This window comes from Coraliomargarita parva, assembly GCF_027257905.1.
In the GTDB taxonomy this organism is placed as follows: Bacteria; Verrucomicrobiota; Verrucomicrobiia; order Opitutales; family Coraliomargaritaceae; genus Coraliomargarita_A; species Coraliomargarita_A parva.
This window is the reverse complement of the sequence record NZ_JAPZEI010000007.1, coordinates 24,482-49,172: the sequence shown is the minus strand read 5'-3', so window position 1 is coordinate 49,172 and position 24,691 is coordinate 24,482. Positions and strand designations below refer to the sequence as shown.

Below are 24,691 nucleotides of genomic sequence, written 5' to 3'. Positions count from 1 at the left end.
AAAGCCACAGCAGGTTGAACCTGCTGCGGCTGATCAAAGTGGCTTTCCTTAGAGCGCGGCCAGAGCCGAGTTAAAGGTCGCGCTCGGACGCATGGCTTCGGAGGCAAGTTTCGGATCCGGGCGATAGTAACCGCCAATATCCATAGGCTTACCCTGAGCGGAAATCAGTTCGTCGACGATCTTAGACTCGCTTTCAGAAAGCGCTTTCGCCAAAGGCGTGAAACGAGCTTTCAAGTCAGCATCCTTGTCCTGCGCGGCCAGCGCTTCCGCCCAATAAAGAGCGAGGTAGAAATGGCTGCCGCGGTTGTCGATGCTTCCGAGCTTACGGGCCGGCGACTTGTTCTCCTCGAGGAACTTAGCATTGGCTGCGTCGAGTGTTTCGGCCAGCACCTGTGCCTTGGCATTGCTGAAGACCGTGGCCAAATGCTCAAGGGAAACGCCCAGAGCCAGGAACTCGCCCAGGGAATCCCAACGCAGGTAGTTCTCCTTCTCGAACTGCTGCACGTGCTTCGGCGCGGAACCACCGGCACCGGTTTCAAAGAGCCCGCCACCATTCATCAAGGGAACGATGGAAAGCATCTTGGCACTGGTGCCGAGCTCCAGAATCGGGAACAAATCGGTCAGGTAGTCACGCAGCACATTCCCTGTCACCGAAATGGTGTCCTCTCCGGCCTTCGCCCGCTCAAGCGAGACACGGGTCGCCTCCTCAGGGGGCAAGATACGAATATCCAAACCTTCGGTGTCGTGATCCTTCAGGTAGGTGTTCACCTTCTCGATCAGCTGGGCGTCGTGCGCACGCTGGGCATCCAACCAGAAGATGGCGGGCACACCGGTGGCACGGGCACGAGTCACGGCCAGTTTCACCCAGTCGCGAATCGGCGCATCCTTAACTTGGCAGGCACGCCAAATGTCGCCCTGCTCCACTGCGTGCTGGAGAATGATTTCCCCCGCGGCATTCACCAAGCGCACGGTGCCGTCTTCAGGGACTTCGAAGGTCTTGTCATGCGAACCGTATTCCTCGGCCTTCTGGGCCATGAGGCCGACATTCGGCACGCTCCCCATGGTGGCGGGATCGAAGGCACCGTTCTTCTTGCAGAAGTCGATGGTTTCCGCGTAAACACCGGCATAGCAGCGGTCAGGGATGACAAAGTTCGTGTCCTGCTGCTTGCCCTCCTTGTTCCACATTTGGCCGGAAGTACGAATTGCAGCCGGCATGGAAGCGTCGATGATCACATCGCTCGGCACATGGAGATTGGTGATCCCGCGGTCGGAGTCGACCATGGCGATATCGGGGCTGCTTTCATAGACGGCAGCCAGATCGGATGCGATGGCTTCCTTCTTCTCAGTCGGAAGATTGTCGAGCTTGGCGATCAGGTCGCCCAAGCCGTTCTTCACATCGACACCGAGCTCGGCGATCGTGGCCGCATGCTTTTCAAAGACGTCCTTATAGAAGACCGAAACCGCATGACCGAAGATAATCGGATCGGACACCTTCATCATGGTGGCCTTCATATGCAGCGAAAAGAGCACGCCCTCCGCTTTGGAAGCATCGATCTCTTGAGCCAAAAACGCACGCAGCTGTTTTGCACTCATGTAAGTGCCGTCAATGACTTCACCCGCTAGCAGCGGTAAGCTATCCTTCAATACGGTGACCGAACCATCCTTGGCGACCAGCTCGATCTTTGCGACGGTGGCTTCCGGAATCGTTGCCGACTTCTCATTGGCGAAGAAATCGCCCTCGCTCATGCTGGAAACATGGCTCTTGGAATCCGAACTCCAAGCCCCCATACGGTGCGGATTGTTCTTCGCGTATTGCTTCACCGCAGCGGCCGCGCGGCGGTCGGAGTTCCCCTCACGAAGGACCGGATTGACCGCACTGCCCTTGATCTTGTCGTAACGGGCCTTGGCATCTTTCTCCGCTTCAGTCTTCGGCTCTTCCGGATAATCCGGCAGTGCATAGCCCTTGGCTTGCAGTTCCTTGATGCAGGCCTTCATCTGCGGGATCGAAGCCGAGATGTTCGGCAGCTTGATTATGTTGGCCTCCGGCGTCTTGGCCAGCTCGCCGAGCTCTGCCAAATCGTCGGCGATACGCTGATCTTCAGTCAGGACATCCGGAAAATTGGCAAGGATACGCCCCGACAGGGAAATATCACGTGTTTCCACCGACACACCGGCAGCTTTCGTGAAAGCCTCGATGATCGGTAATAAGGACTGGGTCGCCAGAGCCGGCGCTTCGTCAGTGATGGTATAGAGGATCTTCTCTTTGTCGCTCATGATAGGATAGTTCGTTTTCTAAATTCAGGATGCGGAGAGCTTGGCACAAAAGCGAGCGAGACGCTCCAAGCCCTTATCGATGACTTCGTCGGAAGTCGCGTAACTCAGGCGCATGTAGCCGGGCGCCCCGAAACCTTCCCCCGGCACCACGGCGACCTTCTCTTCTTCGAGGATCTTGGCGGCGAACTCATTGGCACTCAGACCCAGCGCTTCAATATTCGGGAAGAGGTAGAACGCACCTTGTGCACGCGCGCACTCGATGCCGTCGATCGCCTTGAGCCCGGCCAGCAAACGCAGACGGCGACGGTCGAAGACTTCGATCATTTGATTCACGGCAGCCATGGATTTGTCCCACTGCTGCATAGCAGCCAGCGCGCCGTATTGTGCAAAAGTCGTGGCATTCGAACTCGTCTGGCTTTGCAGGCTCGACACCGCTTTGGCCACCGGGGCGGGTGCCATCAGCGTACCCAAGCGCCAGCCGGTCATGGAAAAGGTCTTGCTGAAACCCGCCACGGTGATCACCGAAGCCGCCGCTTCCTTGGAGAAAGAGGCCGGGCTGGCATGCGTCACACCGTCGTAGAGCAAATATTCATAGATCTCATCCGACATGATATAGATCCCGGCCTCCAGGGCGACTGCGACCAACGCTTCCAGTTCGGCCTTCTCATAGATGGCGCCGGTCGGGTTCGAAGGGCTGTTCAGAATCAGCATGCGGGTCTTCGGCGTAATCGCCGCGCGCAGCTGCTCCGGAGTAATCTTAAAACCGGCGTCCTGACCGGCAAAAACCGTCTTGGGCAGGCCGCCCGCCAACTTCACCATCTCGGGATAGCTCACCCAGTAGGGCGCAGGAATAATGACTTCGTCGCCGGGACTGACCACCGCCAGGATCGCAAGGTAGCAGGAATACTTGCCACCGGGACTGACCACGACCTGGGCGGCCTCCACCCCCTCGACAGCATTGTCGCGGCGGTATTTCTCCGCAATCGCAGCGCGCAGCTCCGGGAGTCCGGGGGCGGGCGCGTACTTCGTTTTGCCTGCCATCAGAGCTTCGGCGCAGGCTTCCTTGATAAATTCCGGGGTGTCAAAATCCGGTTCGCCCGCGCCAAAGCCGCAGACGTCCTCGCCCGCGGCCTTGAGTTCTTTAGCCTTTGCATCGACAGCCAGCGTCGGCGACGGCGCGATGTTGCTGGCCCAGCTGGATAGTTTGAGTAGGTTAGCCATGGATAAAAAGAAAGCGCTCTTGTGGTGACCGACGGAATGCCGGACCTACAAGAGCGCTGAATGAAAACTTCTGCCTCGGCAAAAGCAAGCCTAGCCTAAGAAACGCAGTCCTGCGGATTACTTCTTTTTCTTGGCGACCTTTTTCTTGGCCACTTTCTTAGCGGGCTTCTTTGCCACCTTCTTGGCGGGTGCTTTCTTGGCAACCTTCTTGGCTGCTTTCTTCACGGCCTTTTTCTTGGCGGGTGCTTTCTTGGCTACCTTCTTCTTAGCCGGTGCCTTTTTGGCCACCTTTTTCTTGGCTGCCTTCTTCACCGCGACCTTTTTGACCGCCTTCTTAACCGCCTTCTTGGCCACCTTTTTGGCTGCCTTTTTCTTGGCTGCTTTCTTCACCACCTTTTTGGCTGCCTTTTTAGCCGGTGCCTTCTTCGCCACCTTCTTCTTGGCTGCTTTCTTGGCTGGTGCCTTCTTCGCCACTTTCTTGGCTGCCTTCTTCGCGACCTTCTTCTTGGCCGGCGCCTTCTTAGCAACCTTCTTGGCGACCTTCTTCACAGCCTTTTTCTTGGCTGGTGCTTTCTTGGCCACCTTCTTCACTGCCTTTTTCTTGGCGGGTGCTTTCTTAGCGGCCTTTTTGTTGTTTGTCTTCTTCTTAGGCATGTTAGTCTCGGGGTTAAAATCTGGCAAGGTTTCGGGCAGGGCATCAACCACCGCACGCAACACTTCACCCACGCTTATCTTTTTCTGCTGACTCAAACGCACAAGTTGCTGGCGCATCTCGGGTGCCAAGCGGACAGAAATCTGACGGTGTGAGGGTGAACCACTCTCCAAAGTAGACGCATCAAAAACGCCGACTGCATACCGGATCAGTTCACTTACGGAACGTGCCCCGGTCTTGGACTGAAGCTTCTTCAGCTTATCTAGCAGCACTTGCTCCAGATCGAATGTTAGGGGACTCGCAGTAGGGCTGGTCATAATATTTTGTCAAACGACGCATCCCACAAAGCAACATGTAGTAACAATGTCAATACAAAAGATTTACGAAACCGGCACACTAACGTAACCAGCACTTTACTCGCTTTGCAAACGTCCAAGCTTACTCGGACATGACATCTGCGGACGCCCCGGGAACCGCATCTGCCAAGGGGTCAAAGTATAACCGGTCCAAACTGAGTCCCGTTGCGGCGCGCTCCACCTTGAATGTGGTACGATCGCGCGTTGAGACATCAAAGAGCGACATCTCCCCTACAATGTATTGTCCCTGGACTTTACGCACACTCTCAACCGTGAAGGTCGTCATCACTTTCATTTCAGGCGATAGGATTTCAATCCGGAACAACGCATTGAAATCATCACTAATCGAAAGACGTACGGCACCAAGCTCATCCGCAACGAAGTCCTCGGGCGGATACATCAAATAGTTTTGCACCGCGGAGTAGGCACCGACACCGACTAGCCCCGGCCCTTCGTATTCAAACCGATCCCAATAGACAAAAGGCATCAATAAATCGAAAGGACGGAACAGGGTGCCTGGAAGAACAGGATCAAACATGTCTTCACCGATCAGCTCTTGAAAGCGGCCCTTCCCGTCAACCCGACGCCAGACTCCGGCACCACTTCCGTTCTGCACGATCAATTCAATCCGCTGAGCGTCTGCCTCACCTGCGTCATTGATGAGCTCGTAGCGGGTCACCGGCCCTTGCTCGTTCCATGAGCCCCACATCGTGCCGTCAAAGTACAGACTGCGAGCCCGGCGCGGCTTGTGCACCAATTCAAATTGGAAGCAAAAATCCCCCTCCAGCCGCTGACTCCTAAAGGCCGCCATGCGCGCCAGGCTCTCCGCCTCATCCAAACGCTCCAGTCCGCGGCTGGCACGACTGTCCGTATCGGGCCGCTGCGCCTGCACGGGGATGAGCAGAACGGCAAAAAAAAGGCCAGCCGCAGCGCACACGCTACCGGCCAGCCTAAACTTAGAAATACGAGAGCTTCGGATTCGGGGATAGTCCATTAATTCGTGGCAGCCGCAGGTGTTTCAGCCGGAGCTTCCGTCGTGGGAGCCGTACTTTCTTCCGCAGGCACTTCAACAGACTCCGAAACGGCGGCACTGGTTCCCTCCGCAAGGCTTTCCAGATCGATGACCGAGGTGCTGGTTTCCGCACCCGCCTCTTCGGCTTCGCCCGGAACCAGCAGGGTCGGATCCTTGGCTTCGAGCTGATCCTTGGCTTCCGACTGGTACAAGAGGAACAGGCAAAGTGAGATAACGAAAAAGGAGATGATACCGTAGATCGTGCCCTTGGTCAGGATATTGGTGGTTTCCGAGCCAAAAGCCGACTCGGCGGCACCGCCACCAAGCGCGGCCCCCATGCCTCCGCTCTGGCTGGTGCGCTGCATCAGGATGATCAGCACCACGAAAGCGGAGATAAGGATGAGGACTAAAGTGAGAAGACTGATAAGAAGCGGACCCATGACTGGTGATAATAAAATGGCAAAAGGCAGGGAAAATGGACAGCCTGCGGACAAGTTCAAGCGATAAATGCGTTCGGTTTTCGAAACAAAGCCGCACTTTCGCTTTGACAGAAAGTGACGACGGACTTCTTTCTTAGGCCAAATGGACAAGGCTCCCTACCAAAAACTACTCAGCACTGGCCAAATCGCCCTCGGTTTCATCCTGAGCTTCGGCATGTTTCTTTTCATGTCGTTCGCGCTCCGGCCTTTTACTTATTCGCCGGATCCTCTGGTCGCACAATTCCAGGCCTGTATCGCGGCAGTACCGATTTCCACCACCTTCTGGCTGGCATGCAACATGTTCATGATTGTCTTGTCCGACCAGAAGAAGCAAAAGCGCGCCAAGGCCTAAAAGGGGCGAAGGAGCCTTTTTGCTCCATCTTTGCATCGAACCGGCCGGGCTCAGCCTGCCTGATCGCGACGGCCCCGCCCCCGTACACTGCAGCATATCCGTGCACCAGCGGACGCATGCGCCCGATTACCCCCTCTCTTAATTCTTGCAATACGCGACGGCAAGCCGGCGCCCGTCAGAGGTATATAGCGGCCCATCCGGAATAGAAGCCGCATGAATCACTCCGAAAACCGTGCCCACGACCATATTGGCACGCACAAAAACCGGATCCCGTCGATCATTGCTCACGCCGGCCGTTTCCAACCAGACCCCGCGGTGGCGAAGTACCTTGTGGGCAACAACCTCCCCCCGGGACGAGCGGTAGAGCACGATCATCCCCTCCTGAACTTCCCGAATCCCACTACACTTAACCAGTAGCAGGGAGTGGCTACCAAAATAATCCCCCATGGAAGCCCCTTTTGCCCGATAGATGGACCATTGCACATTTTGCGAAGCGATCAACTCCGCCATCTCCAGCGCCTCGGCATAGGTGGCTGAAGAAACCGGGTCTGCCGACAACATGCGGGGACTCCAGATCCCGAAGATCCACACCACACAGAGAAGATATACTGGCCAAGTTGTGTGTCGCATCTTTGTTCCCGCTTCAATCGTACCTCGACCGCCAAATTGAAGTCTCAAGATGAAGCATTTTCCGGCAGAAGGGAAACCTAATGTCGAACAACCTGAACATTTTACAATTCAGTTAGTTAAAACTCACCAGCAACGCCCGGAGACATGCCCTGAAACGCAGGGGTCATCCCCCCAACAGTGACGCCGACCTCGCTAGAACCAAGCAGCCGCACAGCCTCCCAAGCGAGGTCGCTCCCTAACGAAGGGCCGCCGCAACCCAGCAGGTCTACTTATTCCCACATTAAAATGAACCGATATTAGCACGCCTCAACATTTACAACTTGTAAAGGAAACCACCCACATTATTGCCGTAACCATCCCGCACTTAGTCAAAATACATCACGTAATAATGGAAACCAACGCATTATCACTGAAAGCTCTGCTGGAAGTAAAACAGTCCGCCCCGCATATTTCCTCCCAAGTCGTCAACCGCTTGACGGAGTGGCTCTGCAGCGAACTGGATGCCGCAGAAATCGAGCATCACCGTCATGACAGCCGAAGCGACTATTTCTCCTACTCCCGAATTTCGCTATACCGGAGCTTACATGGCATCCAAGTAGCTCTGGAGATCAAGATCGCGGAAATCGATCAGGTTCCTCAGGTATTTGCCAATGTACGGCTGATCGGACACCAGTACAAACCGATGTTCCCCTACTTCAGTGAACTGAAAAGCGACAAGGACAAGGAAAAGCTGCTCCATTATATCGTGGATTTCATACTGGGCGTACGCTCCGGCGAAATGGTCAGCAACCCCCGCTTCGCCGAAAAACTGGAGCCGGTGGAATCCTGAAACGGGCACACCGCCATACACCCCCCCCCAAAAAAAAAAGGATCATCGTCACTTACCGGGTAAGGGCTTGTTGAAGTGGACGGATTCCATCGGGTCAGACTAGCGTATCGCTTATCCGTGAGTTCGAGTGATTCTATGGGTAGGCTTGATTGTGGACCCCTCCGCCTCCGCTCCGCGGATCCACCTCCCCTGCCTGCACCCGTCTTCGTCTAAGACTACGCCGAGCCATGGAGGAGGAGTTTATTGGGGCTCTGCGTGTGAGTTGACGTCGTTGTACAGAAAAACACCTCCTCTTTCCAAGGGGAGGCTTGTCACGGCGTATCAAAGAGACGACGGATGGCTGCGCCTGTCGCACACGGAGGGGTCGGAGCATACGAGGACTCATATCCAATGCCACACTTTCCCGGAAATCGACGACGAACCAAAAAAAACAAGGTACTGAAACTCTGCGGTCATCATTGACCTCCCCGTCGATCCATCCATGCTGCGCTCAGGATGAATGTCGCCCGCAGCCAGATCGCTAAACGCAGCCTGACCGGGCGTTGTCCGAATTGCGGGGGATTCAGCCTCTTCCGTAACTGGTTTCGCCTACACGCCAAATGCCGGCACTGCGGGATGCCTCTCGAAGGCGAGGAATCCGGCTTCTATCTGGGCACCACCTCCATCGGCTATGTCCTGGCCTTCCTCTTTGTCATCGTTCCGGTCTGTATACTAGTCGTGACGGACAAGATCGGACTCTGGACCGGCGTCACCCTGGGGATCGTCGGCTCCATCCTACTCTGCCTCCTGCTCTATCCCCTGCTCCTCTGCTGGGTCGTCATGGTCTACTACCTCACTCAAGCCAATGAACTGAGCGCCAATCAAGACCATGACAGCGACGATCAGTAAGCCACAGCGACTCAGCAAAGCAGACTGGACCAGCCGAACCGAACACCATTACCAGCGAGGCCGCATAGATCCTGCGAGAACGACTGATCCGAGAGATCGAACGGGCCTGGGCGCAAGGACCGAGCGGATCGCGCAGCCCTAAACCGGCAGCCAGCTCTGGAGGGCCTCAATTGCCTTGGCCCGGTGACTCAAGCGCGACTTCACTTCCTCTCCAAGCTCACCGAAGGACTCCGAATAGCCCAGCGGCTGAAAAACCGGATCATAGCCGAAGCCGGCATCCCCCCGGGGAGCCTCCAAAATGTGCCCTTCGCAATGCCCCTCAAACACCCGCAACTCACCGACCTCATCGATCAGACAAAGGGCGCAACGAAAACGCGCGGCACGCTGAGCCATCGGGACGCCCCGCATCACCCAAAGCAGTTTCTCCACATTATCGGCATCCGTCGCATCGCAACCCGCGTAGCGTGCGGAATAGACTCCGGGCCCACCACGCAGAAAGTCCACCGACAGTCCCGAATCATCGGCCAGCACCCAGGCATCCTTCGGCGCAAGCTCGCGTAAGGCCATGGCTTTGAGCTTCGCATTTGCGACAAATGTCTTTCCAGTCTCCTCAACGTCCGGCATGCCACCGCAGACCGATGCCGCACAGATTTCCAATTCCGTACCGGCGAAGAGGCCCTGAAACTCCTGCGCCTTGTGCGCATTCCCCGTGGCGAGTATAATCTGTCGCATATGCCGCAGCAGCAAAGCAGGAATGCGTGCACGGGCAAGCATCCTCTTTCGACAGACATTCTTAAAGGAAAGAGGCATTCAGGAGACAATTTTATTTCCAAACGCCGCTTCCTCCACCAATTTGAGGCCATGCCCCACCCGCGCGCCTCCCTGCTCTGCATCCTGCTTTGCTGCTACTGTATGACCTGGGCCTCCGAGGACCGAACAACCACGACCCGCGAAGGCATGAACGAGGATCTGTCCGGGCCGAGCGAAACCACAAGCGACGCCCCCAGCTTACTAAGCGGCGAAAATATCCTAGAAGAAGAGCTGCCGGAAATCCCGCACGCCCAGACAATAACGGAGAGCTCGAGGATGACCGGAAAGAATTCCTTCGATGCACTCGTTCAGGATCCGGACTATGCCGACCTGCTAAAGCGCAGCACCAAGGAATTCGAGGGAATGTCCGTTCAGGAGCCGGAATACAGTACAAACACCTACGGACAGATCTTATCCCGGCTCATTGTGATCGTCGCGGATTGCATCATTTGTACCCTCGTCGTTTCACTCATTCTACATTTCGATCCGGTACACCCTCGCTACAGGACGATTGGCCTGATCGCATGCCTTGTATCCGTAGCTTCAGGCTTGCCCGGGTTCTGGATGGGGACCCCCGTGCCGGATCCGATCATGACAGCAGTCGGTGGGATACTCCTCGCCTTGATCCTGTTTCAGGTCGACTCGATCCACCGAAAGAGCTCGGCCTTGCTGGCGAGCATCGTGGCAAAATCCTTCTCGATCGCCGGAGCATGGCTGACGCTCGAACTCGCAGGAGAGCTGAGCAGATTCTAAAGCGGCAGGTCAAATAGCAGCACTTCCACCGGCAAGGCCCCTCTAGCATCCAAAGCCAAACCTCCGGTATCTTGCACGGCTAGAGAGTCCCCGGAATGCAGGGTCATATCTGCCACCTGAACATCGCCGGAGAGGACAAAGAGCCACAAGCCCCGCCCAGTCCGCGTGCTGTGATACTCAATCGACGCTCCGGACTCAAGCCGCAGACTACGAAGCTCGGCATCCTGGCGAATCGCCATGGAGCCTTCGCGGCCATCCGGCGACAGCAAGAGCTTCCACACATTGCTGGAAGTACCCAGAATCGCCTGTTCCGCATAACGCGGCACCACACCTTGTTCCCAGGGTTCGATCCAGATCTGGAGAAAGTGCACCGCCTCCGTCTCCGAGGGATTGAACTCGCTGTGCACCACCCCGCTACCGGCGCTCATGTATTGGATTTCCCCGGCCCCGATGACCCGCCCGTTGCCGAGGCTATCCTTGTGCTCGAGACGCCCCTCCAGCACCAGGCTGATGATTTCCATGTCCTTGTGAGGGTGCGGCGGAAAACCACCCCGAGGCCCCACCCGGTCGTCATTCACCACCCGCAACGGACCAAAGCCCATACGGTCCGGATCGTAATGCCCGGCAAACGAAAAACTGTGCCGGCTATCCAGCCAATCCAACTGCGTGCGCATCCGCTGGACTGATCGTGTGATCATGTAATTCGGCAGCTTCATGATTCGTACCTCCCCATGCGACCATCGCAACCGACTTGACTCCCGTCGGCTACGATGGCCTGTGATGATTTTATTTAACCAATTGACGGTCCACCGAAAGCGCTCCGGCTCCCCCGATCGTCAGAGTCAGACTGGCCAAAAGTAAGGTCAGCGGGTATTCCATCCCATTGTCGCTCGCAAAAAAGGCATCCGGATGAGCCGTGATGATGGCAACCAACATGGTCCCCACCAGACTAAGACCCGCGAGCCGCGTCAATAAACCGAGGAGGAGCAGTACACCCCCGAAAAATTCAGTGCCGCCCGCAAACGCGGCCATCAAAACTCCCGGCTTCAAACCCAGATTCTCCGCAAAAAACTGCCCGGTCCCCTGAAGGCCGTAGCCTCCGAACCAACCGAAGAGTTTCTGTGCACCATGTCCGGCCATCACCAGCCCCACCCCGATCCGGAGCGGCAAAAAGGCCAAGCTGTTCGTCGTTCCCAAAAGGACTGTTTTCAATTTCATACAATTTCCCTTTCTATGTAATTTAATTTTGTTTCAGAGGTGCATATATCTTCACATCAAGATATATCGCAAACATTAAGGGCGAATTTCCCGGGACCGGCGGCCGAGTTTCTTCAGCAAGCGGTCAAACTGATTGCGCTCCTCCGTATCAAAGACTTCGAACAAGCGGTCCAGATTGGCCGCATGCGCGGCAAAGCTCGCTTCGATCAGTGCACGCCCCGCATCCGTCAAATGCACCAGGACAACCCGGGCATCCTCAGCCTTCCGCTCACGGCGGACAAGTCCGCGTTTCTCCAAACGCTGCACCGCCGTGGTAATCGAACCGCTTGTCAAAAGAACCTTCTCCCCGATCGCATTAACCGGAGTCGGCCCCTTGTGCAGAATAACCTCCATCACCGCGAAATCGGAAAGCGAGCGAAAGCCGGCCTTCGCGATGCTTGCCTGATCGTAGCCCATGACCGCATGCGATGCCTTCCAAAGAAGAAGAAACAAGTGCGGCCCGGAGTGCTGGTAGATTTTTGCCATTAGAAGATGACAAACAGAGCGTCATTTGCCTTGATGTCAAGGCATTTACCCATAAAAAAGCTGCTGCATCCGAAAACACAGCAGCAGTGATGATTTTATGAGGCCGTTTCCGGCAAATGCTCACGATAGTCCGCCCAGCCCTCGAGGAGCGCATGCACGACCACGCTTCCAACGCGGTAAACCGCATCTAAGGATTGCAGATAGGCGGTTTCAATAGTCTCGCCAAAAAGACAATCCGCCGGCGACCTGCCTGGCGGCGGCATGACAAAGTTACAGGAGCCGCGAAGCACCAACAGGCGGCTGAAATCAGCCTTCCCCATGAGTTCTAATTGTTTGATCGAGCCACAAACACCTTGGTCCTCGCAATCAGACATAACCAGTTCGCCTTCGCCCTTGGTATAGAGGCGGACCCAATCCCTCGCCCAACGGGCTTTCAGCTCACCATGCCAGAATCGATCGCAAGCCAGGCTCACCCCTTTCATCACCCGAGGTGCGCGTTGTGCCTCCGGGAATTCGGCAAATTGAGCCCGGTAAGCCGCCATCACCTCGTCGTCCGGGATCTCCAGCGTCTGGGTCAGATCATAAGCCCATTCGACAAGGCTGGGATTGAGCTTGTAGCAGACTGTCTGCACGCCCCCCGCGCTACCTTCAGGCACACAAGGCGAGGGTACATCATCCACATCCTGCGACCCAAGCCCGGGCGCTGTCGCACCGAAAGCCACCAGGCCATAAGGCCAGTCACCGGGAATTTCACGCTCATCGATCTCGAAAGCCATCGCACCATCGACCACATGGGTCGACCAGCTGGTCGTCGCCAGGGCCGCGGTCAAGGGGTCGGAACCAGCCACCCCGGCAACCAGAAAATAGGTCTTACGTAAGTCAAAACGTGGATCCGCGGCAAGCGCCATGATCTGGAGCACACAACGGGAGGTGGTGCCACAAACCATGGCATACAAGCCGCGGTCATTCCTGCGAAGGGGATGCTTCAGCCCTGGGACCTCGATTGTTTCAAAAAGTGCTTCACGCTCCACCCAGTACTGGAACTCCCCCGGCACATCCCCGATATCTTCACCTGTTTCAAAGGTCGTAATGACCAATACCTTGATTTCGGTCTTCTCACTCATCGGGCAGCGCAGTTAATTGATCATTTGTAAACACGAATTCAAATACACCACTTTTCGAGCCACCTAAACTCGCAAAAAGCTCAATTCATATTTACATAAACTCAACTATTCTCACGAATTGAGCCTACCATGAACGACCTGCTCCCCTCCCTCACCGCGCTGCGCGCCTTCGAAAGCGTCTGCCGATGCGGCAGCGTCAAAGCGGCAGCCCGGGAACTGAATGTCACTCCCGGCGCGATCAGCCGGCAGATCCACAACCTTTCCGCCGAACTGGACACCCGGTTGTTTGAACGCATCGGCAACCGCCTGGAACTGACTAAAAAAGGAAAACAGGTCCAACAAGCCGCCAGCGAAGCATTCGGCCTGATCCGCACCCGGCTGGAGGCAATCCGCCGCGAAGGTCCGGGTGCTCCGATCATCCTGGGCTGCACCGCAGCCTTCGCCATCCACTGGCTCCTGCCGCGACTACACAAGTGGAGCCGACTCCACCCGGAGCAAACCCTCTCAATTGTTCCCCTGCCCGAAAATGATGAAAGCGGACTCCGCGCCCTGGACGCCTGGATCGACCAGGGTCGCAGGCCCAAAATGCGTACTGCCCAGCTCGAACCTTTCCGGAAAAACATTGCCGTCCTGACCATGTCTCCGGCCTTTGCGGAAAAACACGGGCCGCTGCACAGCGTCGAGGACCTGCGCCCCCTGCCATTCATCATGAACACCATCCGCCCCGAGTCACTGGACGATTGGATCAACGACCAGCACTACGCACAGATGGAGGACCACACGGCCCCCTCAAGCATGCGGGACGACCTTTCCATGTTGATTCAATCCACCAAGGTGGGCTTGGGCTACATGATCGCACCGGAATCCTATATTGAGACCGAACTGGAAGAAGGCAGCCTGATCGCGCCTTTTGGCCGCAAGGAGCGCGCCGTACCGGCCTACCTCGCCTGGGACACCCGACGGACCGACGAAGCGCGCCTCAAGACTCTACTTGAGTGGTTACGCAGCGAGGGCAACTGGGCTCCACAATCGAATACCGATTCTGAATAATCGTAGCATTCCCAGTACTCATCCGGTTGACACCGGCTGCTACATGACCGGTTCCAAAGGCCGCTTCGTTCAGGAAATCGACCTTCCCGCACCTACTCCGTCATACGGAAGGTCATGGTAAAGGTATGCTGCTCACCGGTCGGCGTGGGCCCGGCGTTGGCCACCCGCTGAAACGCAGCCAAGACCGACTGGTCGAAGGCACTATTTCCCGAAGATGGCTGAAGCCGCATTTTATAAATTTGCCCGGAAGGGGATACATCAAAAACCACGGTCACCGACAATCGGACCCCGGCCAGATTCGACGGCTTGCCCCAGGCCCGGTTCAGTCGGGCATTCAGCTGGGCCCCATACTGCGCCAAGGCATTCTGCTTGGCCAAGGTATTTCCGCTGCTCTGCCGGGGCGTCTGGTTCCGCAGCAAGATTTTCAAATTATCCTGAATCGAGTCTGTATCGATCTGGCGCACTTCCGTCGTTGGACGCGTCACCGTCGGCTGCTTGCGCGCCTTCGGCTCACCAAACTGTTTCTTGTACTCCTCATAGGTCATCGACTTCTGCTTCGGCGTTGGCTTTGGAGCAGGAGCCGGTTGCGTTTGCTTCACCACGGGTTGCGGCTTTGGCTGCGGAGCCGGTTGCACCTCCGGAATCTCCGGCACCGGCTGCAATTGCGAAATTTCGGGGAGATCAAATTGAGGAATCGGCTCATTCGTATCCACCGAGGGACGATCCGCCACCGTATCGGCGGGCGGACTGACCATGATAAAGACATGTTCCTTTTCCTTGGGCTTAAAGGCCTCCACGATGGTCGCGAGAAACAAACCAAGCAGAACCACTAGGTGAAGGATCACCGAGGTCCAGAAAGGCTGGTTGTTTTTCCAATTCATCCGCACTACTCGACTTTAGTGTCCAAACTGATTTTGGAAAGCTTCCTTTGCTTAATCATGTCGATCACCGCAATCACCTTTTGATAGGGCAAGGTCGCATCCGCCCGGATACTGAGAACCGGCGGCGCCGGATCTTGGGCCAGCACATCGAGCAGTTCGCCCAATTCGGCCCGACTGACGGGATCCTCACCCCAGAAGTAACGCCCCGCCCGGTCGATCGCCACCGACTGGAATTCCTCTCGATCCTCCGGCTGGGAGCTGGACGACTCGACCGGAAGATTCACCTCGATCGTCTGCTCAAGCAAGGGCGTGGTGATCATGAAAATAATCAACAGGGCAAAAGCCAGGTCGATCAAAGGCGTCACATTGATCTCCGTCAGCGCCGAGAGGCGGTCTTTGCGATGAAAGTTACGAGCCACGTCTTAAAAATAGGAAATTCAATCGCAGCGGCAAATCACGCGTTCGCGGCCGCCTGCGCCTCGAGTTCAATCCGGTCGGCCACCGTGCTGGCGAAGTTCTCGAGTTCAACCACCGAGATCTTGGTCTGCTGCAGCAAGTAGTTGTACCCGAAAACCGAAGGAATCGCCACAACAAGGCCGGCCACCGTGGTAAGCAAGGCGCCGGACACACCGGGAGCCAAACTCTGCAGGCTCGCAGATCCCGCACCGGCCATGCCGCCAAAGGCATCCATCACCCCCCAGACCGTACCGAGCAAGCCCAGGAACGGCGCGCCGGTCACGATCGAGCCAAGCAGGACCATCCTAGCCTCATAGCGGATCGTCTGCTCCGCCACACCCCGCTGCAGCGCATTTTCCACATGCCCCATACGCAGGGTCGCGCGGTGCACATCCGCATCCGCGACATGCCCGCCGTAGCGGAAAAAGGCCTCCAGCGCCTCCCGCACAATGTTATAATAGGGCCCGCCCCCCTTTCCGGGACGATCCGGATCGAGCGCCAATAAATGCGGTTCCTTGCTCAGCATATGCTCGTAGCGCTGATTCTGGGAACGCAGGCGGGAGAGGTCCATGTATTTCCCCAGCATGACCGACCACGCGACCACACTACACACAACCAGGATAAAGATGACGATCTTACCGGCGAAATTGGATTGGGCAAAGTAGGTAAAGACATTGGGACCACCCGCAGCCTGGATGATCAGCGAATCGAGGAAGAGAGAGAAACTCATTTCAAATACAAAGGAGATGCGAAAGTCGGTAGTGGCCCATTAACAACAGCCCCGGAATAGGCTTCCAGCATAAAACAGGCGAGAGTTCAAAAAACAGGCCAGCCCGCACACACAAAATACAGACATCGCCGCACTACGGTAAAATCGCGCCACGCGCTACGCGAATAACATTAGAAATATTCTCAATAATCCACTCATTCGGATCTAAAATAAGAATCTTTTCTCATGCGCAGCGCCTAACTTACCCCATCCCAAACGCCATAAAAGCGTGTCAAAGCGCTATTTCTAGGGCCCTGCAATTCCAATGACATCTGCCTAAGATAAAGGCACTTAGAAAAGCCAGAACCAAAGGATTAGCAGAAATATAAACAACTGTAGAATTGCTAATAGCACAAACTGTCCAAGGATCCGGAATTGCAACATTTCAAATACTACTATTAGCATCTTTAACAGCAAAGCAGGCATTCTGTTCAGGATTTCTGCTCGAAGCCCCACCCCTAGCTCAACAACAACTCACATGGACCCCATATCCCCGACTCACGTCGCCGGCCTGCGTCAACTCATCCGCAAGCGCGGCGTCAAAAAACTTCTCCTGGGCGGTGGCATCGCCCTGTCGATTCTGATCACCTCCTGCATGACCATGAACGGCCCGGTCATGAACATTCCAAACAGTGTTCCGGGCGCCACTTTTGTGGGTAGCGAGGAATGCTCCCTCTGCCACGACAATGTCACCGGCAATTTCCACAGCGCCTCCCATGCGCGCCTGGGTCTTCGCTCGGAGGAGGGCTTGGACCTGAGCTGCGAAGCCTGCCACGGCCCGGGCTCGCTCCACGCGGAAAACGGCGGCGAAATCCCGGGACAGATCGTCAATCCTGGAAAGAATCCGGAGAGCTGCTTCCAATGCCACCTGGACAAGCGCGGCGAATTCCATCTTCCCAGCGCCCACCCCGTTCTGGAAGGCAAGATCAGTTGCACGGATTGCCACAACCCGCATGAGGGACCGGCCGTCATGGGTGGCGGCACGGCACTGATGAGCGAGAACCAGACCTGCTTCCAATGCCACGATGCACAAAAAGGCCCCCACGTCTTCGAGCACGAGGCCTTGCGGGACGGATGCACGACCTGCCATACGGTTCATGGCTCGGTGAATGCCAAACTACTCAAGGTGCGAAACGCCAACCTCTGCCTCCAATGCCACATGCTCGAGCCCGCCTCCGGCGGCAGCGTGTTGATCGGTGGCCGCGAGCACTCCAGCTTCCTGGGACGAGGCACCTGCTGGAGCGCCGGATGCCACGAGGCGATCCACGGCTCCAACATCAACTCACACCTGCGTTATTAATCTTCACCCCACCACCCCATGAAAAAGCCTGTTACTTCCCCCCGCTCCACCGGCAAATGGCTTCGGTGGATCACACCGCTCGCCCTCTCGGCCAGTTTCCTGGCCGCCGAGGAGAGCGCGGATACAGAATATAAGAACTATATCGTCTTCGGCGTCACCGGCATCGACCTCGACGGCAGCGACGCCGCCTGGCAAGCCCGGACGAACCGCACGGCGGACCTGCAAGGTGGTATCGAATCCCTGCACTTCGAAACCGATGTACGGGATGGTTGGACCTTCAATCTGGATGCCAGAGGCATGATTGACGAAGGTGACTACTCACTGGAAGCCACCTTCGAGAAATTCGGCGTCAACCGTACCACCATCGGCTTTGAAACCCAGCGCTACTGGTCCGACGGGAACAGCGTCGCGATTCCGAACAATGACGCACTCGTGCCCTTCGATCCGAAGCTCCACCTCGACCGCAGCAAGTTCTACATTGAATCCGTGTTCACACCGGACGAGGAGATGACCTACACCTTCCGCTATACCCTGCGTGAGCGCGAAGGGAAAAAGGCCACCACCCACTGGAACTACGCAACGATCAACAACGATTCGGGCGAACGCCGCAAGATCTCCCCCTCCTTCTGGGACCTGGATGAAACCCACCACACACTCGAAGTGGAAGTCCAGCGCGACACGGAAGCCACCGACTGGGGCGCCGCCCTTCGTTGGGACCATGTCGAGCTCGATAACGCGCTGCGCTCGGTCGAATACCCGGTCGGCGGAAACACCGGCCGATCCACCACCTTCGTCGCCCAGGAGGAAGACATGGAAACCGACAGCTTCACCGGCCATGCCAGTGTGCAGCACAAAGTATCCGAAATGCTCACCGTCAACGCTGCCGGCATGGTCAGTTATCTCGACGGGGATGTTTCCACCATCCGTCTCGAAGGGGACAGCGGCTTCTATCCGACCCTGGCCTCCGGCGCCAGTTTGGAGCATGAAGTGGACGCCGACTTCGACCTGACCCAGTACGCATTCACCCTTAGCGCACTCTATCAGCCGGCCGAGGACTGGATCGTCACCCCATCGCTTCGCTTTGAGCGCACCGAGCAGGATGCAGATGGCATCGTTGATCTGACCGATGATCCGGAACCCACGGAAACCGAAGACTACTACGACGTCATCACCGCCGAACTGGGCGCGCGCTACACCGGTTGCCAAAACTGGACCCTGTACAGCAGCCTGCTCGGCAGCCAAACCAGCGGCAACCTGGAAGAGTTTGGCGGCAGCAGCTACATTGAGCGGGACACCGACTATGAGCGCAATAAAGCCAAGCTCACGGTCGGAGCCAACTGGAATGCCCACCGCACCGTAACCGTCGCCTTCCAGGCTTACCATCAGTGGACCGACAACCAGTACGACCACATCACCACCGACCTCGACCGGTATCCGGCCTACATCACCCACCAGACACGGGCGACCAACGATTTCAATGTCCGGGTGAACTGGCGCATTCTCCCCAACCTGACCTCGGTGTCACGGGTTGACCTGCAGAAGTCCAAGATCGAAAGCGACAGCAAGGTGACCGAAAAGACGGAAAGCTCCGAGCAAGAGCGTTATTTCCTCAGCCAGTCGCTGACCTACATGGCCACCCAGCGGCTCACGCTCTTCGGCAGCCTGAACTATGTACAGGACAAGTTGACCACCCCGGCCAGCGACCACTACGAGAGCGTCAGCAGCTATGTCATCGCCGACAGCGAGATGGACTACTTCACCGCACAGATCGGCGCCCACTTCGCCTACAACGAAAGCACCGACTTCAGCGCTTCGGTCAGCACCCTGACCAGCGACAATTACACCAGCAACAGCGCCACCACGGTGCCGTACGGCAATGACTTGGATGAATACAGCCTGAGCTTCGGCGTGACCAAGCGGCTCGCAGCCAACAAGAAGATCATGCTGGAGTACACCTACCTCGACCATGAGGACGATGCCACTGCGGGTGATTCGGACTACTCAGCCCACATGCTCAGCGCCAAATACGAGTACCGCTTCTAAGCCTTGCAGGCTTGATTTCCTGGTACGGATTCGCTTAGAATTCAGGGCGAAAGATACCCCTGAACCATTAACCCTTATAGTCGTCTATGAAAACTATTCGTATTTCCCTTCTGGGCCTGACCGCCCTCGCCTTCTCCAGCCTCAACCTGCTGGCAGACTCCGAAGCGATTGATGCCACCGCAGTCTGGAAAGCCAACTGCAAGAAATGCCACGCCGAGGATGGCAGCGGTGCGACCAAAATCGGCCAAAAGCTCGGCATCAAGGACTACACCGATGCCAACGTCCAGGCTTCAATGACCGACGAGGAAATCGTCAAGACCACAAAGGAAGGCGTGTTCGACGGCGGTAAAAAGAAAATGCCGCCCTATGCCGAAAAATTGAGCGAGGAAGAAATTCAGGCAATGGTGCCATTGATTCGCTCTTTTGCAAAGTAAGCTTCGTAATCCCGCCGGAAACGGCGGGATCATTTTTTATCTGAACCCAAACTGGCCCTGAACCTATGAGCCGGAAATCAAGCCTGTCCTATTTTAACAACTGGATCAGCCTCTGTGGCGCAGTCATCGCGATCGGAAGTGCGTTCTCATTCATCTTCCTCTTCGTGATGGACCTCTTTGCCGGGCACAGCAATGCCTACCTCGGTATCCTGACCTACATTGCCTCCCCCGCCTTTCTCATCCTCGGCATGGGCTTGATGCTCGTGGGCTGGTTTCTGCACCGCCGGCAAATCCTGCGCAATGAATCGGGTATTTCGGCGCTGACCTTCTCGCTCAATCTCGCGAACCGCAGCGACCGGAAAAAATTCATCATCTTCACTGCGGGGACCTTCATCTTCCTTATTCTCTCGGCCATCGGCAGCTACAAGACCTATCATGTCACTGAATCCGTGGAGTTCTGCGGCGAGGTCTGCCACGCGGTCATGGAGCCTGAATACACCACCTACCAGACCGGTGCCCATGCCCGTGTCGCCTGCGTGGAGTGCCACATCGGCTCAGGAGCGGAATGGTACGTCAAATCCAAGCTGAGCGGGCTCTACCAAGTCTATTCCGTCGCCCTCGATAAATACAACCGCCCAATCGAGACACCGGTCCATAACCTGCGTCCGGCACGCGACACCTGCGAAGCCTGCCACTGGCCGGAGAAATTCACCGGCAACCTGGACCGCACTTACCCCCACTTTCTCGCCGACGACGAAAACACGCCTTTTACCGTACGAATGTCGCTCAATGTCGGCGGTGCGGATCCCCGTCGCGGTGCGGCCGAGGGCATCCACTGGCACATGAGCGCCAGCAATATGGTCGAATTCATTGCGGAGGATGAACAGCTGCAAACCATTCCATGGATCCGGGTGACCTATCCCGACGGCTCCGTTGCGGAATACGTCACCCCGGATTTCGAAGGCAACCCTGCAGACTACGAAATCCACAAGATGGACTGCATGGACTGCCACAATCGGCCGGCCCACGTATTCAAGCCCCCCTCGGAACTGGTCGACCAGTCCCTCTACCTCGGCCAACTCCCCACCGAGCTGTCCGGTGTCAAGCGCCTCGCCGTAGAGTTGCTGACCGGTGAATACGCAGATAGCGCCGAAGCCTTGGCCGCCATCGAAGCCGGTCTCACCGAGGCCTACGAAGGCGATGAGCTTCTGACTGCGGGCATCCAGGAGCTACAGGGCATCTACGCGGCGAACTTCTTCCCCAAGATGAAGGCGGACTGGTCCGCCTACCCGAACAACATCGGGCACATGAACTGGCCGGGATGCTTCCGCTGCCACGACGATATGCACAGCACCAAGGACGGTTCCCGCACCGTGGAAATGTCCAACTGCAACAGCTGCCATTCCATCCTGGCCCAGGGCTCCACCTCGGAGGAACTGCGCACCCTCCATCCGGACGGCGTGGAATTCAAGCACCCCGGCGGCGACGTCGAAGGTTTTTTATGTAGCGATTGCCATGACGGCACGCTGGCCGAATGATCGGCCTCCGTAACCCGACCGTCCTGCGCACGCCGTGAATGCCCTCTACAGATACTTCGCCTCACTCCGTCTAACTGTCTGGCTCCTGCTGGCCTCCCTCGCACTGGTGTTCTTCGGGACCCTTGACCAGGTTGACCTGGGAGTCCGGGGGGCGCAGATGAAATATTTCGAGAGCCTGCTCACCACCTGGGGCTACCCGCAGTCCTGGCCACTGGGACAGTACCTGCACGTCGTGCACCTGCCCATCCCCGGCGGCTACCTTCTCGGGCCGTTGCTGGTCCTGAATCTAGCCTGTGCACACTTCAGGCATTTTAGGCCCCGCTGGTCCCTCGGAGGCATCGTCTGCATTCACTTCGGCATCCTTCTGCTGATCTTCAGTCAGCTCGCCACCCAACTCCTGCAGGAAGAGGATTACATCTGGTTTGAAGAGGGGCAAAGCGTTCGTCACCTCACGAGTTTTCATGCGGATGAACTGGCGGTAATCGACATGACTGCCCCGGACACGGACACTGTGGTCGCGATTCCGGCCGAACTTCTACGCCCCAAAACTCCCGTCCAGTCTCCGGATCTGCCCTTTACCGTCGAAACCCTTCATTACTATTCGAACGCGGCAATCCTCCCCGGGAACCCTGCGATGGGAAACAACGTCCCCATTGCGGACAAAGGCCTCGCGGGAAGCCGGGGCTTTACCGTCCGCGCCCTCGAGCCAACCTACAAAAGCAACGAACGTAACGGCACCACCGCGTACATCCGCTTGCGGGATGGTGAAACGGTTCTCGGCACCTGGCTGGTCAGCAATCTGTTCGAGACCAGCATGCCCCTCCAGACATTCCAATACAAGGGACGCGACTACGGGCTGAGCCTGCGCTTTGCCCAAAAGCCACTGCCCTTCAGGATGACGCTCCTCGACTTCAGGCATGACCGCTACCCCGGCACCGAGATCCCCAACAACTTTTCCAGCCTGATCGGTATCGAGGATACCGATACCGGGGAATCCCGCGAGGTCCTGATCAAGATGAACCATCCGCTGCGTTTCGCCGGGCTCACCTTCTACCAGTCAGGCTTCGGGCAGGACGCCATGGGACGTGCCGATCGCGCCTCCCGCTTGCAGGTGGTTCGCAACCCCGGATGGCTCGGCCCCTACTTTGCCTGCACCCTCGTCTCCATCGGCATGGTCTGGCAGTTCTGCTGGGGCCTCTTGAAATTTTCCCGGCGGCGAAAAACCTCCGCAACCGCGGCCAAGGCGCAGCGGGGTCCCGCCGCGAGCCGCAGCATTCCAGCCCTCGTCCTTTCAGGCCTGCTGGCACTGACCGCCGGCTCCATCCTCTACAAAGCCCTGACCGGCGGGCCGATTGGCGGCGACGCCTATGCCGCCTATGACATGAAAAGCTTTGCCCGTCTGCCGCTGCTGGACGGAGGCCGTTTGAAACCGCTCGACAGCCTGGCCCGGAACACCCTGCTGCTGACCCGGGCGAAGCAAACCGCACTCAATGCCGAAGGCAAACGCATCCCGGCCCTCATCTCACTGGCCGACCTTCTCTTCAAGGCGGAGGACGCCGCCCAGTACAAAATGTTCCGGGTCGACAATCCGGACCTGCTCGACCTGCTCGGCCAGCCCAACACCGAAACCGCCCATTTATCCTACAGCGTACTGGAGCCGCAACTACGCAAGATTGACGAACAGGCCAAGCTGGTGCCGGAGGAAGCCCAGGAGCGCAGCCCCTACCACAGCGCCCTGCTCAAGCTCCACCGCAGCCTGATCCGCTACCAGAGCCTGCAGAACGGCATTCTCCCACAGATCGGAGGACAACATGCCCTCGAACCCATGCTCGACCATTTGATCGAGCGCAACAAGGAGACCGCCCCGCGGGATGATGCCGCGGCAGCCGCATTCCTGAGGCAACAGAACCGGGGCAGCGGCCTCCTCCTCATCCCCACCGAGAATCCACTCTTGAAGGCCGAGGACATGGAGCATTGGACCACCCCCGGCATGGCACTGCTCGGTTCGACCGTCCGGGCCGAAGCGGACCCCGTCTTGAGGGGCTACCTGCAACTCGCGGATGCCTGGCGTGCGGATGATGCGGAAAGCTTCAACCGCGCCCTCTCAAGCATCCATCAGGAAATCGGCACACGCCTCCCCGGCACCCAGGCCCGGAGTGCGACCGAAGTGCGCTTCAACCAATGGCAGCCCTTCTACCGGAGCCTGGAACTCTACATTCTATCCTTCATCGCCATCGCGCTCTTCTGGATGCTGGGCAATCCGTTCCTCGCACGGACCGCCGTCGGGATCGCAGTGGTCTCACTCATCCTGCATACGGCAGGCTTGGCCGCACGCATCTACCTGAGCGGGTATGCGCCGGTGACGAATCTCTATTCAAGCAGCGTCTTTGTCGGCTGGGCTGCGGTCCTACTGGCCCTTCCCTTCGAGCGTGTCTTCCGTAACGGCCTCGCCACCGCCGCCGCCAGCCTCACAGGATTCACCACCCTGATCATCGCACACAACCTGGCCGCAAGCGGCGGAAACGACACCATGGAAATGATGCGGGCTGTTCTCGACTCGAACTTTTGGCTCTCCACCCACGTCACAACCATCACGATCGGTTACTCAGCCACATTCCTGGCGGGCGCTCTGGGTATTCTCTACATCGTCCTGCAACACCTTCCCGGCCAGCCCGACAACGAAACCTCCGGAACCCTGCACCGCATGGTCTACGGTGTCTTGTGCTTCGCCCTGCTCTTCAGCTTTGTCGGCACCATTCTGGGTGGAATCTGGGCGGACCAGTCCTGGGGGCGCTTCTGGGGCTGGGACCCGAAGGAAAACGGGGCCTTGATGATCGTCCTCTGGAATGCCCTTATTCTCCACGGGCTGCGCACCACGATGGTCGATACGGCACAATTGATGCGTCTGGCCGTGGCGGGGAACATCGTCACCAGTTGGTCCTGGTTCGGCACCAACATGCTGGGTGTCGGGCTCCACAGCTACGGTTTTATGGACAAGGCCTTCCTCTGGCTCATGGCCTTCTGGATCAGCCAGGCAGTACTAATCGGGCTCAGCTGCCTGCGGCCGGGAAAGAAGAGGCACGCAACCGCGGCATAG

The 24,691-nt window shown here is 57.3% G+C and carries 24 protein-coding genes; 10 read left to right on the top strand and 14 right to left on the bottom strand.

Translation table 11 applies throughout. The annotated features are described in order from the left end of the window. Window positions 1-48 precede the first annotated feature (48 nt). The 5 genes from O2597_RS11730 to secG all read right to left on the bottom strand — a co-directional run bounded on the left by O2597_RS11730 (window position 49) and on the right by secG (window position 5,955). The gene (locus O2597_RS11730) at window positions 49-2,274 is read right to left on the bottom strand and encodes an NADP-dependent isocitrate dehydrogenase (protein ID WP_269525029.1); all 2,226 of its coding nucleotides are present in this window, start codon (window positions 2,272-2,274) and stop codon (window positions 49-51) included. 24 nt (window positions 2,275-2,298) lie between these two features. Beyond that, the gene (locus O2597_RS11725) at window positions 2,299-3,495 is read right to left on the bottom strand and encodes a pyridoxal phosphate-dependent aminotransferase (RefSeq protein ID WP_269525027.1); all 1,197 of its coding nucleotides are present in this window, start codon (window positions 3,493-3,495) and stop codon (window positions 2,299-2,301) included. A gap of 117 nt (window positions 3,496-3,612) precedes the next feature. Continuing rightward, window positions 3,613-4,464, bottom strand: a complete 852-nt coding sequence (locus O2597_RS11720) for a CopG family transcriptional regulator (RefSeq protein WP_269525321.1) — start codon at window positions 4,462-4,464, stop codon at window positions 3,613-3,615. Window positions 4,465-4,585: 121 nt separating this feature from the next. Continuing rightward, a complete protein-coding gene (locus tag O2597_RS11715) occupies window positions 4,586-5,497 on the bottom strand; it encodes a hypothetical protein (RefSeq protein ID WP_269525026.1) in 912 nt (303 codons plus the stop codon). Further along, window positions 5,497-5,955: a preprotein translocase subunit SecG gene (gene secG, locus O2597_RS11710; protein WP_269525025.1), complete on the bottom strand. Its 459-nt coding sequence runs from the start codon at window positions 5,953-5,955 to the stop codon at window positions 5,497-5,499. Before secG ends, O2597_RS11715 begins: the two co-directional genes overlap by 1 nt. Window positions 5,956-6,097: 142 nt before the next feature. Between secG and O2597_RS11705 the strand changes: the two genes are divergently transcribed. Continuing rightward, window positions 6,098-6,346 (top strand): hypothetical protein, encoded by a 249-nt coding sequence (locus O2597_RS11705; protein WP_269525023.1) that lies wholly within the window; start codon window positions 6,098-6,100, stop codon window positions 6,344-6,346. A 138-nt stretch (window positions 6,347-6,484) separates the two neighbouring features. Here the strand turns inward: O2597_RS11705 and O2597_RS11700 are convergent, their stop codons facing one another. Then, the gene (locus O2597_RS11700; RefSeq protein WP_269525022.1) at window positions 6,485-6,976 is read right to left on the bottom strand and encodes a hypothetical protein; all 492 of its coding nucleotides are present in this window, start codon (window positions 6,974-6,976) and stop codon (window positions 6,485-6,487) included. Window positions 6,977-7,364: 388 nt separating this feature from the next. On the opposite strand from O2597_RS11700, the gene O2597_RS11695 reads away from it, so the two are divergent. Then, window positions 7,365-7,805, top strand: a complete 441-nt coding sequence (locus O2597_RS11695; RefSeq protein ID WP_269525020.1) for a hypothetical protein — start codon at window positions 7,365-7,367, stop codon at window positions 7,803-7,805. A 495-nt stretch (window positions 7,806-8,300) separates the two neighbouring features. Then, on the top strand, window positions 8,301-8,693 hold the full coding sequence (locus tag O2597_RS11690) for a DUF983 domain-containing protein (RefSeq protein ID WP_269525018.1): 393 nt from the start codon (window positions 8,301-8,303) through the stop codon (window positions 8,691-8,693). Window positions 8,694-8,831: 138 nt separating this feature from the next. On the opposite strand, the gene rdgB is transcribed toward O2597_RS11690, so the two are convergent. After that, complete coding sequence (gene rdgB / locus O2597_RS11685; protein WP_269525016.1) at window positions 8,832-9,425, bottom strand: RdgB/HAM1 family non-canonical purine NTP pyrophosphatase; 594 nt, start codon at window positions 9,423-9,425, stop codon at window positions 8,832-8,834. A gap of 129 nt (window positions 9,426-9,554) precedes the next feature. On the opposite strand from rdgB, the gene O2597_RS11680 reads away from it, so the two are divergent. Beyond that, entirely contained in the window at window positions 9,555-10,256 is a 702-nt protein-coding gene (locus O2597_RS11680) for a hypothetical protein (RefSeq protein WP_269525014.1), read from the top strand. Here O2597_RS11680 and O2597_RS11675 read toward each other — a convergent pair. From O2597_RS11675 to O2597_RS11660, 4 genes are all read right to left on the bottom strand, one after another. Further along, window positions 10,253-10,954, bottom strand: a complete 702-nt coding sequence (locus O2597_RS11675; protein WP_269525012.1) for a pirin family protein — start codon at window positions 10,952-10,954, stop codon at window positions 10,253-10,255. The two genes, O2597_RS11680 and O2597_RS11675, sit on opposite strands and share 4 nt — an antisense overlap. 88 nt (window positions 10,955-11,042) lie before the next feature. Then, on the bottom strand, window positions 11,043-11,474 hold the full coding sequence (locus tag O2597_RS11670; protein WP_269525010.1) for a DoxX family protein: 432 nt from the start codon (window positions 11,472-11,474) through the stop codon (window positions 11,043-11,045). Window positions 11,475-11,549: 75 nt separating this feature from the next. Beyond that, the gene (locus O2597_RS11665; protein ID WP_269525008.1) at window positions 11,550-11,999 is read right to left on the bottom strand and encodes a MarR family winged helix-turn-helix transcriptional regulator; all 450 of its coding nucleotides are present in this window, start codon (window positions 11,997-11,999) and stop codon (window positions 11,550-11,552) included. Between the two features lie 95 nt (window positions 12,000-12,094). Continuing rightward, complete coding sequence (locus O2597_RS11660) at window positions 12,095-13,123, bottom strand: purine-nucleoside phosphorylase (RefSeq protein ID WP_269525007.1); 1,029 nt, start codon at window positions 13,121-13,123, stop codon at window positions 12,095-12,097. 129 nt (window positions 13,124-13,252) lie between these two features. On the opposite strand from O2597_RS11660, the gene O2597_RS11655 reads away from it, so the two are divergent. Then, window positions 13,253-14,173 (top strand): LysR family transcriptional regulator, encoded by a 921-nt coding sequence (locus O2597_RS11655; protein ID WP_269525005.1) that lies wholly within the window; start codon window positions 13,253-13,255, stop codon window positions 14,171-14,173. 92 nt (window positions 14,174-14,265) lie between these two features. Here the strand turns inward: O2597_RS11655 and O2597_RS11650 are convergent, their stop codons facing one another. Genes O2597_RS11650 through O2597_RS11640 form a run of 3 tightly spaced genes read right to left on the bottom strand, consistent with a single transcriptional unit; the run spans window position 14,266 to window position 16,240 of the window. Further along, window positions 14,266-15,054 carry a TonB family protein gene (locus O2597_RS11650; RefSeq protein ID WP_269525004.1) on the bottom strand — a complete coding sequence of 263 codons (789 nt, stop codon included), beginning with the start codon at window positions 15,052-15,054 and terminating at the stop codon, window positions 14,266-14,268. 5 nt (window positions 15,055-15,059) lie between these two features. Beyond that, complete coding sequence (locus tag O2597_RS11645; RefSeq protein ID WP_269525002.1) at window positions 15,060-15,473, bottom strand: ExbD/TolR family protein; 414 nt, start codon at window positions 15,471-15,473, stop codon at window positions 15,060-15,062. Window positions 15,474-15,508: 35 nt separating this feature from the next. Next, the gene (locus O2597_RS11640; protein ID WP_269525000.1) at window positions 15,509-16,240 is read right to left on the bottom strand and encodes a MotA/TolQ/ExbB proton channel family protein; all 732 of its coding nucleotides are present in this window, start codon (window positions 16,238-16,240) and stop codon (window positions 15,509-15,511) included. Window positions 16,241-16,757: 517 nt separating this feature from the next. On the opposite strand from O2597_RS11640, the gene O2597_RS11635 reads away from it, so the two are divergent. The 5 genes from O2597_RS11635 to O2597_RS11615 all read left to right on the top strand — a co-directional run bounded on the left by O2597_RS11635 (window position 16,758) and on the right by O2597_RS11615 (window position 24,691). Then, a complete protein-coding gene (locus O2597_RS11635) occupies window positions 16,758-17,579 on the top strand; it encodes a cytochrome c3 family protein (RefSeq protein ID WP_269524999.1) in 822 nt (273 codons plus the stop codon). An 18-nt stretch (window positions 17,580-17,597) separates the two neighbouring features. After that, entirely contained in the window at window positions 17,598-19,622 is a 2,025-nt protein-coding gene (locus O2597_RS11630) for a TonB-dependent receptor (RefSeq protein ID WP_269524997.1), read from the top strand. 86 nt (window positions 19,623-19,708) lie between these two features. Further along, the gene (locus O2597_RS11625; RefSeq protein WP_269524995.1) at window positions 19,709-20,056 is read left to right on the top strand and encodes a c-type cytochrome; all 348 of its coding nucleotides are present in this window, start codon (window positions 19,709-19,711) and stop codon (window positions 20,054-20,056) included. Between the two features lie 65 nt (window positions 20,057-20,121). Continuing rightward, window positions 20,122-21,594, top strand: coding sequence for a cytochrome c3 family protein (locus tag O2597_RS11620; protein WP_269524993.1), 1,473 nt, complete (start codon window positions 20,122-20,124; stop codon window positions 21,592-21,594). A 34-nt stretch (window positions 21,595-21,628) separates the two neighbouring features. Beyond that, window positions 21,629-24,691, top strand: a complete 3,063-nt coding sequence (locus O2597_RS11615; protein ID WP_269524991.1) for a cytochrome c biogenesis protein — start codon at window positions 21,629-21,631, stop codon at window positions 24,689-24,691.